The organism is Rheinheimera sp. (assembly GCF_030824435.1).
Taxonomy (GTDB): Bacteria; Pseudomonadota; Gammaproteobacteria; order Enterobacterales; family Alteromonadaceae; genus Pararheinheimera.
Genome location: NZ_JAVBXS010000095.1, coordinates 56,417 through 72,389 on the forward strand (window position 1 = coordinate 56,417; position 15,973 = coordinate 72,389).

Consider the following 15,973-nt stretch of genomic DNA (forward strand, 5'->3'; position numbering starts at 1 on the left):
AAGGATACAAAGATGCAAACAGCCAAAATTGGCATTCTGACCGTCAGCGACCGCGCTTTTGCCGGTATTTATGACGATATTTCCGGCAAAGCCATTATCGACACTTTAAATCAGTATTTATTAAGCCCATGGCAGGCCGAATACAAAGTGATCCCAGACGAACAGCCGCTGATTGAACAAACTTTATGTCAGCTGGTAGATGAGCTGGGCTGTTGCCTGGTGGTGACAACCGGCGGCACGGGCCCTGCCAAAAGGGATGTTACCCCGGAAGCCACAGAAGCGGTATGCGACAGAATGATGCCGGGTTTTGGTGAGCTGATGCGCGCTGAATCACTAAAATATGTGCCGACCGCTATTTTGTCACGCCAAACCGCCGGCCTTCGTGGCAGCAGTTTAATTATTAATTTACCAGGCAAACCCAGTGCTATCCGCCAATGCCTGGACGCAGTATTTCCGGCCGTGCCTTATTGTATCGATTTGATGGAAGGGCCTTATCTGGAATGTAACGACGAGGTGATCAAGATATTCAGGCCGAAAAAAGGCTAAGGGTTTTGTGCTGCTCCCTTGTGTGACAAACTATCTGGCCGGATTGTCACTCCCGCTGTTGGTTTTATGTCGACACTATCAATAGTGAGCGCGGGAGGCGCGAACGGGCGAACGGCGTAGTTGCCGCTGGTGGTTTAAGTTAAATCGATGCTGCCACTCCGGCGCTAAAACACTGCAACCACTTCCTCCCAACATACTGAATCAAAAAAGAATATTCACTTTTATCTACTTTGCTAAAAAACAACACCGACCTAAACAACCTTATTTTGCCGACAAGGCAAAAGCCCCACTACCCCTTCTTGATTAAAAACAACCAAATCACCAGCAATAAAGTGGCAAACCAGAAGCCGGACATCAGTTGCCAGAATAACAGCCGGTTGGTTTTGTGTTTGGCTACTACTTGTTGTTGTAAAAACAGAGGGTTGGGGTTTTGTAAGTCTTTCATCAGCAAGCTGACTGAACTGTAGCGCTGGCTTAAATCCAGGCTGACGCCTAGTTCCAGTGCGCGGTCGAACCAGGGTGGAATGACGGGGTTGTGCTGATCACTGTGCTGATACCGCAGTTTTTGGTAGTCACGCATACTTTGGCAATCTTCTACTTTGGGGCCGTACGGCAGCTGGCCGGTAAACAGCTCGTAGCAAATGGTAGCCAGCGCATACACATCACCCTGCACGCCGGAGTTATGGCCCAGCAAATAATGCGGGTCTGAATAACTGGCGGTGCCAAGGGCAATATCTTGTGGTAGCGGCGAAAATATTTCGGCAAGGCCGGCCACATACACAGAGCCAAAATCGACCAGCACTAAGCTGCCGTCGGAGCGGCGCATAATATTGCCGGGTTTTAAATCCTGATGCACAGCACCCAGCTTGTGAAAGGCCTGCAAGCCATCCGCTATCTGCTTTACCAGCGCTATGGCTTTGGCCGGTTTCAGTGGTTTATCAGCGCGGGCAAACCACTGCTCCAGGGTTTCACCTTCCACATAAGCCAATAAATAATATAAAAAAGTGCGGGGGCGCTGCTGACGGTGCACCTGCACCACATTGGGGTGGGCAATACGAAGCCCTATCCATTCTTCGCGGATAAAACGCTCGATATAAGCATGATCGTCGGCAAAATTTACCGACGGTGTTTTTAACACCCATTGTTTGTCAGTGGCTAAATCCCGCACCAGATATAAATGGCTGCGGCTGCTGGCAAAAATCTCTTTTTCTACCTGATAACCATCCACTTTCATGCCGGGCACCAACACAGGTAAAAACGGTAAGCGGGTCAGCCTTTCGCTGTAGTCATCCAGGGTTTCAGCGCTTAAGCCCTGCACTTCTACAATCACAACGCTGATATTGTCATCACTGCCGTTTTCAAGCGCCAGCTGGCATAACCGCTCAGCCAGCTGGGTTAAATCTTGCTGCGTGCTTACATCCTTTGTGCTCAGCTCAGGTTGTAACAGCGCTGAAAGTTTATGGTCGTCAATAAAATCCGACAGGCCGTCACTGCAAAGTAAAAACCTGTCGTCTTGCTCAAGTGCCACAGTGCCGGCTTGCCATTGCACCTGCTCGTCCATGCCAAGGGCACGACCTAAAAACTGGCGGTTTTCACTGAGTTTAGTGGTGTGGTCCTGCGTCAGCTGAGTAATACCCCCCTGACGCCACAGGTAAATACGGCTGTCGCCAATATGAAAAAAATAAGCAGTATGAGATTTAATGATCAGGCTGCTAAAGGTGCATAAAAGGCCTTTTTCATCCGAAACATAAGCATGGCTTTGTTGATAAAGTGCGGTGTTAATACTGGCCAGCAACTGACTGGCGCTATGGTTTACCGACCAGCTATCGGGGGTATTTATGTATTCCTGGGCAAAATGTTGCACCGCATATTCGCTGGCTTGTTGCCCTGCTTCGGCCGAACTGACCCCATCCGCCAGACAAAAACAGCCGCCTTTATAAGTTAATAAATGGGCATCTTCTGGCAGTTGCCAGCCAATGGCATCTTCATTTTTTGCTTTTTGGCCAGCCAGAGTGCAACCGCCCACCGCCAGTTTTAGTTGTAATAAAGACGCTGCTTCATTGCCTTGCGCTGGCACCATCTTTGCCCCTTGCCAGCCGGATAAATAACCCAGGACTGTTTAATTTAAAGCTCACTACAGATAACAAAACTGGCTGTTGTCACACAGCCAGTTTTACCGGTTTTTTTAACAATCAGCTTAACTTACATGAATATGGTGTACGTTGCCGTCTTCATCCACTTCAGTAATGTGGCCTTTAGGGTCATCCAGGAACATCACAGCCACCAGACCAATCAGCGCTGTTGCACCTATGACAAAAAAGAAGGTTTGATAGTCGACATAACTAAATACCGTTAAATACACCACGGCACCCACGTTGCCATAAGCACCGGCCATACCGGCTATCTGGCCTGTCATCCGGCGTTTAATTAACGGCACTATGGCAAATACCGCGCCTTCACCACCCTGCACAAAAAAGCTACAGGCCATGCTGACAAATACCGCCAGCGGCAACCACCAGCTGCTGTCCATTAAACCCATCATAAAATAACCGGCCGACAAACCGGCAATTAACAGCACCATACTTTTGCGACGGCCAAATTTATCTGAGAACCATCCACCCATAGGTCTGGACACCAGGTTCATAAAAGCAAAACTCGATGCCAATAAACCTGCGGTAACAGGGTTTAAACCGGAAAAAGTCTCGAGGAAAAACAGCGGCAACATGGACACTACCGCCAGCTCAGAGCCAAAAGTAGTGAAATAAGCAACGTCCAGAATAGCCACTTGTTTAAACGAATATTTTTCATGCTCTGGCACACCTTTACGCAAATGTTCGGCATTCACCCGCCATACCTGATGGGTCTGAATGATAAACAGCAGCACCAAACTGGCCTGAATTAAATACATATATTGTTCGGAGAATAAATTCACCCCGGCAGGTGACATTTTCCAGGCCAACATAGCAAGTGCCAGATGCATCGGAATATTCATCAGGATCAAAAGCCACAAATCGCCCCAGCTGGTGACTTCCATAGCGCCACTTTTTTTCGGTTTAAAATACACCGAACCTTTAGGCGTATTACGCGCCTGATGGTAAAACAGCAACGCATACACAGCGCTGAACACACCAACGCTAATCAGTGAATAACGCCAGCCATCAGCACCACCATACATCAGCGCGATGGTGGGCAAGGTCATGGCAGCTGCTGCCGAACCAAAGTTACCCCAGCCACCATAAATACCTTCGGCAGTGCCCACCTGATGGCTTGGAAACCACTCGCCCACCAGCCGGATGCCAATCACAAAACCTGCACCAACAAAACCCAGCAAAAAGCGGAATAACGCCAGAGTTTCAAAACTTTCGGCCAGCGCAAAACCTATACAAAAAAACGACGAAATCAGCAGTAACAGGCTGTACATAATGCGCGGGCCAAACTTGTCGACCAGAATACCCACCACAATACGGGCCGGTATGGTCAGCGCCACGTTCAGAATTAATAAGGCTTTGACCTGCGCATCCGTCAGGCTCAGCGCCTGTTTAATTTCGGTGAGTAACGGCGCGTGGTTAAACCACATCACAAAAGTCAGAAAAAATGCAAACCAGGTTAAATGCAGCGTTTTTATTTTTGCATCACCAAAATTCAGCAAATTGACCTTTCCGGCATCAAGGACGGAAGAGGACAGCTTGGACATATAAACCTCCAGTGGAACACCCAGTAACAATAAAACTGGCTGAAGCATAGAGAGTCTGTGGCTTAAAAACATTGACTTTAATCAAGCAAAATAAGCAATAAACCTTTGTTTTAATAAGGAATATCACTTTGTGGGTAGCGCTTAAAGCAAGCTTAAAAGCTGCCACACCAGCAACAACTACCCATAAAGAGGTAAGGCTGCAGCACAAGATGGCGACCGCAAAACGAAAGGGATACTCCTGATGAAAAACCACAACAGCAGCGGCTGGGTTTATCATCAGCTAGCTACAAAACACCAAAGGCAAAACCCGCTATGCCAGACGCTATTGATGGGAGTGAAATGTTGCTGACGCCTTTACCTCAGGCCCGCCGGGCACTTATTTGTGCCATTGTCACCTTTGCCTGGTGTTTTGCCATCTGGTGTTTATATGCCGCTATTGGGCTGGAGCTTGCGGAAAAACTGCACTTAAGCGCCACAGATTATGGTTTGTTGTTGTCAGCTCCTGTGCTGACCGGCGCTTTATTAAGGTTTCCGGCAGGTATCCTGGCGGAAAGAATCAGCCCCCGCACTTTATGGTTGTGGCTGATGTTGCTGCTTATTCCCGCTTTATTGTTATTGCCTTATGCGCAAAGTCTGCTGAGTCTGGTATTGCTGGGTTTATGGCTTGGTCTGGCCGGTGTGGCTTTTACGCTGGGTATTGCTTATGTGTCGGCGTTTTATCCGCCAGCGCAACAAGGCACCATTATGGGGCTTTTTGGCGTTGGTAATGCCGGCGCCGCCTTAAGTTTATTGTTGGTGCCCCTTTTAACCAATATGGCCTTGCCTTTTGGTTTAGGCGCCAGTTATGCGTTGCTGACCTTTTTGGTGTTGATTGTTTTTTATTTGTTTGCGCCTTTGCTGCCCGGCAATAAGCCAATCAATCCGGTTGCTGCCAGCAGCAACACACAAAACACCAAGCTAAGTGGTGTTTGGCAACGCAGTTTTTGGCAACGTAGTTTGGTGTTGTTAAAAGATGCCAGGCTGTGGCGTTTTTCGCTTTATTATTATTTTGTCTTTGGCAGTTTTCTGGCGCTGCTGCTGTGGTTGCCCCGATATTACATGCAGGCTTATCGGCTGAGTGCCGCTGACGCCATGGCTTTTACCTTGTTTTTTGTCGCCACCTCCAGCATGGTGCGTGCCCTGGGCGGCTGGCTGGCCGACCGTTATGGTGGCCGGGCTGTGAACTGGAGTGTGTTTTGGATCTGTCTGATTTGTTTATTTATTTTAAGTTACCCGCCCACCAGTCTGGTGATCCACGGTATTGAAAAAGAAGTGGTGCTGGAAATTAATATTAACCTCTGGCTTTTTACCTTATTGATTTTTGTGATTGGTATTGCGCAGGGCCTGGGCCGCGCCAGTGTGTTTCGCACCATTTACGATTATTACCCGGACGAACTCAGCGCTGCCGGTGGTATGGTGGCCGCTATCGGGGCGTTGGGTGGTTGTACTTTGCCGTTGTTGTTTGGTTTATCACAAGACTTATTGGGTATTCATACCGCCTGTTTTATGTTGCTATACGGCGTGTTGGCTTTTTGTATGATTTTGATGTTTTTTGCCAACCAGCGTGAGTTATATCAACGGGAGCTGGCCGCTGCACGGGCACATAATTTTTTATTAACGGATGACGAAACTGCAGAGCAACATCAGCAGCCATTTAAGACGGGAACACATAATGCAAATCACTGATCTCACAACAGAACTTAAAATTCCACCACTGCTTCGGCTGGCATTTCGGCCCTTGTTTTTATTGGGTGGCGCTTTTGGTTGTGTTGCCATCTTATTATGGGGGCTGGCGCTGTTTGGCCAGGTCAAGTTGTCCCCTGTTGGCAATATTCTGTTCTGGCACAGCCATGAAATGATTTTTGGTTTTGGCTGCGCCATAGTGGCCGGTTTTTTATTAACCGCCATGCAAAACTGGACTGGCCTGCGCGCACCCCACGGCACACCTTTATTGGTACTGGTATTGTGCTGGCTGGCTGCAAGGCTGCTGATGTTATTTGGCGCAGCTTTGCCGCTTTGGTTAGTGGCGCTGGTGGATTTATTGTTTTTACCTCTGGCGGCGGTGCTGCTGGCCAAACCCATTTTTGCGATAGGCCAGTGGCGCAATTTGTTTTTTGTACCAGTGCTGATACTACTGACACTCTGCAATGCCGTCAGCTTCGCCGGTTTGTATTTTAACGACTATATGCTGCAACAACATGGCCTTTACAGCGCTGTGATGTTACTGACTTTAGTGATGAGCATTATGGGTGGCCGGGTACTGCCAATGTTTACCGCCAATGGCACCCAAACAAAAAAGGTAGAGCCGTTATTGTGGCTTGACCGCCTGGCGCTTGGGCTTTTGTGGCTGGTGTTTATTCAGCAGTTTTTAAAACTGGAAAATTTTTTACCGCACCCGCTGATTGCAACTTTGTATGCACTGGCGGCACTGTTTTTAGCCATTCGTTGTTGGCGCTGGAAAATCTGGATCGCGGTCAGAGTGCCACTGCTGTGGTCTTTGCATCTGGCTTATTGGTTTATTCCAGTTGGTCTTGCTTTATTTGCTTTGCATTACAGTGGCATCAGCCTGTTTGGTCATGTAGTGCTAAAAAGCACCGCTTTACATGCGCTGACCGCCGGTGCTATGGGTTCGATGATTATCGCCATGATGGCGCGGGTATCTTTAGGCCACACAGGCCGGCCTTTGCAGGTGTCCGCTCTGATGGTGCCGGCTTTTGTGCTGGTGGTAGCAGCTGGCATTTGCCGCAGCCTGTTACTGCTGCTGTGGCCTGACAAAACACAAACATTATTGCTACTGGCGATTGGCTGCTGGGTGCTGGGTTATGGCCTGTTTTGTTATTGTTACGCCCATATTTTAACCAGCGACAGAGCAGATGGCAGACCGGGTTAAAACCAACTTTTGCTAATTAGACGGAAAAAACCAGCCATACGGCTGGTTTTTGCATTTTTGACTTGGCTGAGCCTACTCAGAAGTACCTTAATTTTAGATTTGCAGCGAATAAATATAAGCAATGTAAAAGATGTAAATGCGCAGAGGTTAAGTTGCGATTCTTTCTTTAACAAACTGATTTTATTAAAAAAATTGAAGTTTTAATTAGTCCATTCCCTAAATTCATACTAGCCTTGTTGGATATCTGGAGTAGTATCCAAAGGAGTTAGTGTGAGAAATAATCAACCCATCACCACAAAAGAAAAAACCTTCTCGGCTGCAACCAAACTTATTTCCGTCACTGATACTCAAGGTAACATTGTGGAATGTAATGATGCTTTTGTGGATGTCAGCGGTTTTGAAAAACACGAACTGATTGGCCAGCCTCATAATACTGTCAGGCACCCTGAGATGCCGGCTGCTGCTTTTGAGGTGATGTGGTCACATCTGAAAGCCGGTAAACCCTGGATGGGCCTGGTAAAAAATCGCTGTAAAAACGGTGATTATTATTGGGTGGACGCATATGTCACGCCAGTGACCGAAAAAGGAAAAGTTGTAGGTTACGAATCTGTCCGATCTTGCCCAAAGCGGGAAGATGTCGTCAGGGCAGAAGGCCTTTATGCCCGGATTAATGCCGGTAAAAAGACCAGATCCTGGCCCATTTCTTTTGAGAATTCGTTTCTGCTTTGTGCAATTTTAGCGGCAGCTTTTATTTTGGCTTTGGGTTTTCAGGCAGCGTCTGAAATTGCCCTTCTTGCCTCTGTGATTGTTTATGCGACTATGATGTCCATCAAAAACAACAATACAATCGCTGAATGAAATGCTGAAGTTTAGTTTTTCACACGAGCTTGCGGCGCAATCTTATACCTCGTCAACGGGAGCGCTGGGGCTGTTAAAAGTGGCTATTTTAAGTCAAAACGCCCATTTAGGAACTGTAATTACCCGTATCGAAAATGCAGCACTGAATGTCGCAAAAGAGTCAGAAGCAGGTTTTACGCTAACCCAAACAACCTGTAAGAATATTGAAAGGCAACAAGCCGAAACTTTCCAGGTTGCCACCGCAATGAATGAAATGACCAGTACTATTGCTGAGGTGTCAAAACATGTAGCTGACACAGCTGGCCATGCCGAAACCGCCAATAATTTAGCCATTAAAGGCAACCAGATAGCCGAAACAACCAGACTGTCCATTGAAAAACTGCGGGATACAGTAACAGATATCAGTCATTCAGTGGCTGAAGTATCCAATCAAACCTCTCTGATAGCACAAGCCGCACAAATTATTGAACAAATCGCCGACCAGACGAATTTGCTTGCGCTGAACGCTGCCATAGAAGCCGCCAGAGCTGGTGATCAGGGACGGGGTTTTGCGGTGGTTGCTGATGAAGTTCGCAATCTTGCCAAAAGAACCCAACAATCCACTCAGGAAATTTATTCCATTATTCATCAACTGACCAGCAAAGCACAAAATGCGGTGCATACAGCTCAGGCGGGTGCAGAGGCGTCAGATGAAGGGCTGGAGAAGGTGCTTGAAAGCGGCCGGATGCTGCAGGGCATTTCAGCAGCTGTGGAACAAATTGCACATATGTCCACGCAAATGGCTGCAGCCGTAGAGCAGCAAGCTCATGTTGCTGATGACATTAACAAACAAGTGGTGAGCATTGCCGATTTGGCAGGCACCAGCGCCGAAAGTGCACAACAAACTTCGGGCTCTATCACTTTGCTGAAGTCAACATCGGAGGAATTACACGAGTTGGTGGTGCGCTTTAAGCGTTAGCTGTTGGCCGATGCTTTCAAATGTGTCGCTATTGAGAATAACAAAATGACAATAAGCAACTTTAGGGTCGGTAAAGCCGGGATCTTGATGTTTTTTGCCCTGACCATAGCTCTGGCATTAAGCGCAATAGCATTACCACCGCTTTATTTGAATAAACTGGATACTGAACACTTATGGGTTGTTCACCTGACGCTGGAGTTATTGTCCATTTTTGTTTCTGTGTCCATTGTCGCTATTTTGTTTCAGCGCCTGGATGGGGCAACAAGCCGCTTTACCAATATGCTGGTGTTTGGTTTTACCGCTATTGCACTTATTGATTATATTCACGCACTTTCTTATAAAGGCATGCCATTACTTGTCAGCGAAAGTTCGCCGGAAAAATCGATATTTTTTTGGCTTGTAGGACGTATTGTCGAGTTGTTGATCATGACAGCTCTTGCCTGTCATTTTCGCTTTAGTGGCCGCAAAAGTTTTTGGCTATTGGCGGCAATTTCACTGACTGCGGTTGTGTCATATGCGGGGCTTTATCATTTAGCCTTGTTTCCTGCCACTTTTGACCCCGGCACTGGTGTCACCCCTTTTAAAACCAATATTGAATATGGTCTTTTTCTGGCGAATATCGTTCTGGCATTTATATTTTGGCGTCGTTATCGTGGGAATGGCCGTAGTCAGGAATTGTATTTTGCCGGGTCATCTTATTGTATGGCCTGCTGTGCTCTGACCCTGACCAATTATGTCACACCTTCAGATTTCAGCTTGCTGATTGGCCATCTGTTTAAAATAGGTTCTGCAGTTTTTATTTATGCGGCAATCTACTGGACTGAGCTGAAACGTCCTTATCAACTCGCCAAAATCGCTGATGCCAGAACCCGGAAAAAAGATGCAGAGCTGCAAACGATAGTTGCAAATATTCCGCTGGGTATAATGCGTTTTAACTCATCGTTACAATATGTGTTTATCAATCCTTTTATGCACCAGCTCTCCGGCTTTTTTCAACAAAGCCCGGTTGGTCAACATATTTCAGAGACTTTGCCCAAAGACTTAACCGAATTTTTCTCCGAAAAATTGCGTCTGGCGTTTGGCGGTGACATGGTCAGATTTCAGTTTGAATACACTTACCCTGATGAAAAAACAGTGCATAGAGACGTTATTATTGTGCCTGAACCAAACGAGCAGGCTGTGATTGAAACTGTGCTTTGTCTTGTGGTGGATACCACTGAAAAAGAACAGGCTGAACTGGTAAAAATGGCCGCCTTGCGCGAAACCGAAGAGTTAAGAAAAGCGCTGGATGAACATGCCATAGTGGCCTTTACCGATGCAAAAGGCATTATTACTGCGGTCAATAATAAATTTTGTGACATTTCAAAATATTCCAGAGAAGAGCTGCTGGGGCGTTCCCATCGGTTGATTAATTCTGGTCATCATCCACAGGCATTTTTTAAAAACATGTGGCAAACCATCTCCAAAGGCAATATCTGGCATGGCGAAATATGTAATAAAACAAAAGATGGCAGTTTGTATTGGGTAAATACCACCATAGTGCCCTTTCTGAATTCCGCAGGTAAACCGGAGCAGTATATCGCCATACGTGCCGATATTACCGAGCGGAGAATGGCAGAACAAGAGGCAAAACGCCTGGCCTATTATGACGAACTGACCAACTTACCCAATCGCAGATTATTAAAAGAAAAACTGGAAAAATTGTTTAATGAACCCGCGACGGACACCGCGTTTTTTCATGCCTTATTGCTGATAGACCTCGATAATTTTAAGGATATCAACGATTCACTTGGCCATTCAGCAGGTGATGAACTGCTAAAACAAGTCGCGCTGCGATTACAGCATCAGATAGGTGCCACCCAGACTGCTGCGCGGCTCGGCGGCGATGAGTTTGTGGTACTGATGGCGGGTCTTTCATCATCAAGGCAACATGCTTCGGAGCTGGCGGCTGATCAGGCCGAACAAATTCGTGCCCGTCTGTCAGGTACTTTTGTGGTCGACGACCACAGTATAACAGTGACCCCCAGTATAGGTCTGACGCTATTTGACAGCTCAGGCCGGGATGCCTCCGAGTTTCTGAAACAAGCCGATATTGCCATGTATCAATCCAAAGAACATGGTAAAAATCAGGTCAGTTTCTTTGATCCTGAGCTGCAATCGATGCTGAATAAACGCAGTGAAATGTTGCGTGAGCTGACGTTGGCTATCGCTAAAAATGAATTGAGGTTGCATTACCAGCCAATTTTTAATCAGGCAAAAGCAGTGATTGGTGTTGAAGCTTTGGTGCGCTGGCAGAGTGAACTGCTGGGCATGGTGTCTCCGAACCAATTTATTCCAATGGCTGAACAATCAAATCTTATTTTAGCGATAGGAAACTGGGTGCTGCACACAGCTTGCCGGCAGTTACAGTTGTGGTCACAGGATGCGGGTCGCTGTGAATGGACAATAGCCGTGAATGTCAGTGCCAGGCAGTTGCAACAGCCTAACTTTGTTAAAACCGTCACAACGGCACTGCAAAACTACAATGCCAGGCCTGCGCTGCTGAAACTTGAGATCACTGAAAGTATGTTGCAGGCTGATGTAGAAGACACCATCAATGCCATGAAACAACTGCGGCAACTCGGAGTGCACTTTTCGCTGGATGATTTTGGTACCGGCTATTCGTCGTTAAGTTACTTAACCAAATTACCTATTGATACCTTAAAAATTGACCGTTCTTTTGTGAACAACATGTTGAACAGTGCAGAAGACTTTTCTGTTGTCAGCACCATCCTTTCTCTGGCGTCCAGTCTGAAACTTGAGGTGGTGGCTGAAGGTGTTGAAACAACGGAGCAACTGCATTTTTTAATTGATGCCGGTTGCCATTGTTTTCAGGGTTATTTATTGGGCAAGCCAGTTCCTGTTGAGCAATTACCGGGTAGCTTTTGATCTGCCGATAAATCAAAAGGGGCTTTAACATGCCATTTAATGCAAAACACAAAAATCACCAGCTGGCCTGGATTATTGCGATTAGCATCACCTTCTTTTTGGTTATTTTTGCTTTCAGAGCTTATGTGCAGGCAGAAAAACAAGTCGAACAATCGGCCAAAGCCAGACTGGACGCTTTTGAAATAGCAGATGAATTTCGCCATTCCAGTGAAACCCTGACCAAAATGGTGCGTAACTACATCACCACCGGCGATGATAAATACCGGCAATTATATCTGGACTTGATGGCAATTCGTGATGGGGAAAAAGCCAGGCCTGAAAGCCCCTATATCTATTGGGATCTGGTGATTTATGGTGGCGTAGCGCCAAGTGCAGTAGGCAGTCAAAAAGAAAATGCCTTACAAAGAGCAAAAATTTTTGCTTTTGGCCGCAAAGAAAATGAATTGCTGACATTGGCATTTGAACATTCCAGACAGTTGTCTGACATCGAATTAAATGCCATCCGGATATTTGGGCAAGCCACAACAGAAGCACAAAAACAACAGGCCCGTCAGATGGTGTTTGATGCCAACTACGACAGATTTAAACTGGCTATTTTAGAACCCATTGATGCATTCACCACTTTGATTGAACAGCGCACAGCAGATTCGCTGAAACGTTCCCTTGATGCCGCCAATGTCGCGCGCTGGGTCTTTGCCAGTTCAGGTTTGTTGTGGTTGGCACTGCTGTGGTTTAGCTACCGTTCATTGCAAAAAGTGTTGGGCGCCGCCCCTTATACCTTAAGACAACAATTGGCTGCATTGGGGCAAGGTGATTTTACCAGCAACAGCACAAGCAACCCTTCGTTTTCAAGTGACAGTGTAATGGCATGGTTGCAACAAACCCGGCTGCAATTACAAAACTTATCAGCCCAACGTGATGTTGCCGAAAAAAAGTTAGCTTACCGTAACCATTTTCTGAATATTTACAACAGAGTGCTTGCAGATCTGAATTCAGGCTTGTCGATGAAAGAACTGCTTGATGAAGTGATGAAAATTATCGAATCCCATCACGCTGGTATTTTATGTTCGGTCTTACTGGTGTCGGAAGATGGCAAAACACTACAACATGCCTCTTCTCCCAGCATTGCACTGTCCTGGCGTGAGGTCACCAAAGAAGTTTCCGTAGCTGAAGGAGTTGGGTCCTGTGGTACAGCGGCAGCACGCAAAAGCCGGGTTATTGTTGAAGATATCAGCAGCCATCCTTTCTGGCGGGATTTTAAAGACGATGCGCTGGCGGCAGGTTTACGGGCTTGCTGGTCGCAGCCCTTTATGGACTCCCGTGGTCACTTTCTCGGTACCTTTGCCATTTACCACCAGCACAGCGCTGTACCCGATGATGACGAATTAAGGTTGATTGAAGAATATTCGCAGCTCACCGCTTTTATCGTGGAAAAAGCCCGGATGGCAGAGCAACTGCGTGAAGTACAACAGCGTTATCAGTTGGTAGTAGAAAACAGCAATGATGTGATCTGGGTGGCGGAATTACCGTCGCTGAAATTTATTTACCGCAGCCCCTCGGTCAAACGTTTGCGTGGTTATACCGCCGAAGAACTCACTGACCTGAACATCAGTCAGTTTGCTTCACAAGACAATAATAAGGTGAACGCTGAGTTAGAACGGCTGTATGCCAGCATAGCCAAAGGAGATTATTCAAAACTGGATCTAAAGCTGGAAATGGAATTGCAGCATAAAGACGGACATATGGTGCCGGTTGAAGTCGTGGCCAGAGTGCTTCTTGGCAGCGACGGTCAACCAAAACAACTTGTTGGCGTTACCCGCGATATTTCTGAGCGTAAAGCGGCCGAGGACACTATTAAACGTATGGCTTATTACGACCCTTTAACAGCTTTGCCAAACCGGCGCTTATTAGAAGAAAGAATGAATCAGTTGCTACTGGTTGCTGACAGAAAACCGCAACAGCTGGCGCTGCTTTTTATTGATTTGGATAAATTTAAACAAGTGAATGACATACAAGGCCACGACGCCGGCGATTGGTTGCTCAGGCAGGTGGCAGAGCGCATGTTGTGCTGTTTACGTCAGTCGGATACACCGGCAAGGGTTGGTGGGGATGAATTTATTGTGTTGCTGCCGGACATCAACACCCAAGATGACGCATTACAGGTTGCAGAAAAAATCCGCGCTCAAATGGAACAAACCTTTGTGATGGATGATGGTGTGGAACTGCATATTTCATCCAGTATTGGTGTGGTGTTATATCCGGAACATGCCGGCAACAGCCGTGATTTAATGAAGTTTGGTGATGAGGCTATGTATCACGCTAAACGTAATGGACGCAATGCGGTGTATTTGTTTCATAAAACCTGAGCTGCCAAACAACTTTAACCACTAAACATGACGTTCAGACTGCACTGGCTGGGATGGGTTGAATATTTGGCATGATATGGAGATTTCTTGGGACTATGAATATGGGACTATGAATATGGGACTATGACTAAACAAACCAACCAGATTCCAGACTGTGCTTTACCTGATGTTGTTGATAGTAGTGCTGCTTGGCATCAGTTTTTTTGTGCTGGTTTATGAACAAACTAAATACCAGCAAGCTTTAGAAAGCAGAGCCTTGTCGTTAAAACTCGCAGAAGAACTGCTATTTGCCGCTCCTCATCAAATACTGCAGTTCCTGATACCTCTGTATGAGTAGCCGCGGCTTTGACTTGATTTATATCAAGTTGTGACAAATCCCATTGCTTAGACTCAGGCTCTGATCCAACAGGCCAACCAGAGCGGAGTCCACGATGCCAACATCATCTGTAAGCACTGACGAAACTACAGCAGCACAACACAAACCCTTAGTGTATGCCTGCTCAGGCTGCTCAAATGTGGCGCAGCTGGCCAACGATTTGGCCGTGGTGCTGGATAGAGAAGGTATAGCCCAGATGTCTTGTATTGCAGGTGTCGGTGGTCAGGTAAAACAGCTGGTAAAAATAGCCAAATCGGGGCGCGATATTCTGGCCATCGACGGTTGTGCGCTGAATTGTGTGCGTCAGACACTGGCACAACAGCAGGTGGTGCCAACCTGGCATCTGGAGCTGACCAGCTTTGGTTATAAAAAACGCGACGGTGAAGATTGTGATTTGCAACAAGCGTATAAATTATTACAGCATATTCAACAGGATATTTTGCCTGGCAAACACAAGACCGGGCATTAAACGGACAGAAAGCCGGTTGTTCACTTTCGTTTAAAGCCGCGAAAGGCATTGAACCAACCGCAGCCAAATGCTAATCCTGTGTTTTTTCCGGCGCCTTTGCCGGCATGTTTTCCGGTTTTGGCGGCCTGCCGCAACAAGGGCAATGCGGCTGTTTTTTAATGTGAAAGGTTTGCCATTCGCTGTATTTGGCATCCAGCAGCAATAACTTGCCAAAAAGTGCAGTGCCACAACCTGACAGAATTTTAATGGCTTCCAGCGCCTGCATACTGCCAATCACCCCAACCACAGGTGACAAAATACCGGCTTCGAGGCAACTGAGCTGCTGCCCGGCAACACTCAGACACAAACACTGATAACAAGGCTGCTGATCATTGTTTTGCTCGTTAACTAATTGCGTCTTGGTGCTATCTGCCTGCCCTGCGGTTTGCGCTGTTGTGTTGCCATTCATCGCAAAACAACAAACCTGACCTTCCATCCGGATAGCAGCACCGGACACCAGCGGTACCTGTTGTTGATAACAACAGGTATTGATCAAAAGCCTGGTAGTTAAGTTGTCACAACAATCCAGCACCAAATGATGTTCAGCCACCAGCTGTTGCAGCAGCGGCTGATCGGCATAACCGGCAATAGCACGAACCTTAATCTCAGAGTTCAGCTGCCGTAGCGCCAAAGCTGCCACTTCGGCTTTGTTTTGACCTATATCACTTTCCCGAAATAAAATTTGCCGTTGCAAATTGCTGCGATCAATCAGGCCGCCAAAACCGGAAAACATGCCGGCAAAGGCGCCGGAAAAAACACAGGATTAGCATTTGGCTGCGGTTGGTTCAATGCCTTTCGCGGCTTTAAACG

The 15,973-nt window shown here is 46.9% G+C and carries 12 protein-coding genes; 9 read left to right on the forward strand and 3 right to left on the reverse strand.

Translation table 11 applies throughout. The features are described 5' to 3' along the window. The first annotated feature begins 12 nt into the window (after nucleotides 1-12). Complete coding sequence (gene mog, locus RCH83_RS15900) at nucleotides 13-546, forward strand: molybdopterin adenylyltransferase (protein ID WP_306523761.1); 534 nt, start codon at nucleotides 13-15, stop codon at nucleotides 544-546. A gap of 289 nt (nucleotides 547-835) precedes the next feature. On the opposite strand, the gene RCH83_RS15905 is transcribed toward mog, so the two are convergent. Then, entirely contained in the window at nucleotides 836-2,626 is a 1,791-nt protein-coding gene (locus RCH83_RS15905; protein WP_306523762.1) for a bifunctional protein-serine/threonine kinase/phosphatase, read from the reverse strand. 117 nt (nucleotides 2,627-2,743) lie between these two features. Continuing rightward, a complete protein-coding gene (locus tag RCH83_RS15910) occupies nucleotides 2,744-4,240 on the reverse strand; it encodes a NarK family nitrate/nitrite MFS transporter (RefSeq protein WP_306523763.1) in 1,497 nt (498 codons plus the stop codon). 312 nt (nucleotides 4,241-4,552) lie between these two features. Between RCH83_RS15910 and RCH83_RS15915 the strand changes: the two genes are divergently transcribed. The 8 genes from RCH83_RS15915 to RCH83_RS15950 all read left to right on the forward strand — a co-directional run bounded on the left by RCH83_RS15915 (nucleotide 4,553) and on the right by RCH83_RS15950 (nucleotide 15,124). Continuing rightward, on the forward strand, nucleotides 4,553-5,965 hold the full coding sequence (locus RCH83_RS15915) for a nitrate/nitrite transporter (RefSeq protein ID WP_306523764.1): 1,413 nt from the start codon (nucleotides 4,553-4,555) through the stop codon (nucleotides 5,963-5,965). Further along, complete coding sequence (locus tag RCH83_RS15920) at nucleotides 5,952-7,169, forward strand: NnrS family protein (RefSeq protein WP_306523765.1); 1,218 nt, start codon at nucleotides 5,952-5,954, stop codon at nucleotides 7,167-7,169. Before RCH83_RS15915 ends, RCH83_RS15920 begins: the two co-directional genes overlap by 14 nt. A 270-nt stretch (nucleotides 7,170-7,439) precedes the next feature. Further along, nucleotides 7,440-8,027, forward strand: coding sequence for a PAS domain-containing protein (locus RCH83_RS15925; RefSeq protein ID WP_306523766.1), 588 nt, complete (start codon nucleotides 7,440-7,442; stop codon nucleotides 8,025-8,027). A 253-nt stretch (nucleotides 8,028-8,280) separates the two neighbouring features. Further along, the gene (locus tag RCH83_RS15930; protein ID WP_373689796.1) at nucleotides 8,281-8,985 is read left to right on the forward strand and encodes a methyl-accepting chemotaxis protein; all 705 of its coding nucleotides are present in this window, start codon (nucleotides 8,281-8,283) and stop codon (nucleotides 8,983-8,985) included. 87 nt (nucleotides 8,986-9,072) lie between these two features. Further along, a complete protein-coding gene (locus RCH83_RS15935; protein WP_306523768.1) occupies nucleotides 9,073-11,913 on the forward strand; it encodes an EAL domain-containing protein in 2,841 nt (946 codons plus the stop codon). 29 nt (nucleotides 11,914-11,942) lie between these two features. Continuing rightward, nucleotides 11,943-14,279 carry a diguanylate cyclase domain-containing protein gene (locus tag RCH83_RS15940; protein WP_306523769.1) on the forward strand — a complete coding sequence of 779 codons (2,337 nt, stop codon included), beginning with the start codon at nucleotides 11,943-11,945 and terminating at the stop codon, nucleotides 14,277-14,279. A gap of 166 nt (nucleotides 14,280-14,445) precedes the next feature. Then, on the forward strand, nucleotides 14,446-14,616 hold the full coding sequence (locus tag RCH83_RS15945) for a hypothetical protein (protein ID WP_306523770.1): 171 nt from the start codon (nucleotides 14,446-14,448) through the stop codon (nucleotides 14,614-14,616). A 94-nt stretch (nucleotides 14,617-14,710) separates the two neighbouring features. Then, nucleotides 14,711-15,124 (forward strand): putative zinc-binding protein, encoded by a 414-nt coding sequence (locus RCH83_RS15950; RefSeq protein ID WP_306523771.1) that lies wholly within the window; start codon nucleotides 14,711-14,713, stop codon nucleotides 15,122-15,124. 70 nt (nucleotides 15,125-15,194) lie between these two features. On the opposite strand, the gene RCH83_RS15955 is transcribed toward RCH83_RS15950, so the two are convergent. Next, nucleotides 15,195-15,896: a ThiF family adenylyltransferase gene (locus RCH83_RS15955; protein ID WP_306523772.1), complete on the reverse strand. Its 702-nt coding sequence runs from the start codon at nucleotides 15,894-15,896 to the stop codon at nucleotides 15,195-15,197. Nucleotides 15,897-15,973: the final 77 nt, after the last annotated feature.

Excerpts from the sequence above, each read along its gene's own strand:
- RCH83_RS15930 (WP_373689796.1), top strand. The coding sequence starts at position 8,281 with ATGACCAGTACTATTGCTGAGGTGTCAAAACATGTAGCTGACACAGCT.
- RCH83_RS15945 (WP_306523770.1), top strand. The coding sequence starts at position 14,446 with ATGTTGTTGATAGTAGTGCTGCTTGGCATCAGTTTTTTTGTGCTGGTT.
- RCH83_RS15955 (WP_306523772.1), bottom strand. The coding sequence starts at position 15,896 with ATGTTTTCCGGTTTTGGCGGCCTGATTGATCGCAGCAATTTGCAACGG.
- RCH83_RS15950 (WP_306523771.1), top strand. The coding sequence starts at position 14,711 with ATGCCAACATCATCTGTAAGCACTGACGAAACTACAGCAGCACAACAC.
- RCH83_RS15935 (WP_306523768.1), top strand. The coding sequence starts at position 9,073 with ATGTTTTTTGCCCTGACCATAGCTCTGGCATTAAGCGCAATAGCATTA.
- RCH83_RS15915 (WP_306523764.1), top strand. The coding sequence starts at position 4,553 with ATGCCAGACGCTATTGATGGGAGTGAAATGTTGCTGACGCCTTTACCT.
- RCH83_RS15910 (WP_306523763.1), bottom strand. The coding sequence starts at position 4,240 with ATGTCCAAGCTGTCCTCTTCCGTCCTTGATGCCGGAAAGGTCAATTTG.
- mog (WP_306523761.1), top strand. The coding sequence starts at position 13 with ATGCAAACAGCCAAAATTGGCATTCTGACCGTCAGCGACCGCGCTTTT.
- RCH83_RS15940 (WP_306523769.1), top strand. The coding sequence starts at position 11,943 with ATGCCATTTAATGCAAAACACAAAAATCACCAGCTGGCCTGGATTATT.
- RCH83_RS15920 (WP_306523765.1), top strand. The coding sequence starts at position 5,952 with ATGCAAATCACTGATCTCACAACAGAACTTAAAATTCCACCACTGCTT.
- RCH83_RS15905 (WP_306523762.1), bottom strand. The coding sequence starts at position 2,626 with ATGGTGCCAGCGCAAGGCAATGAAGCAGCGTCTTTATTACAACTAAAA.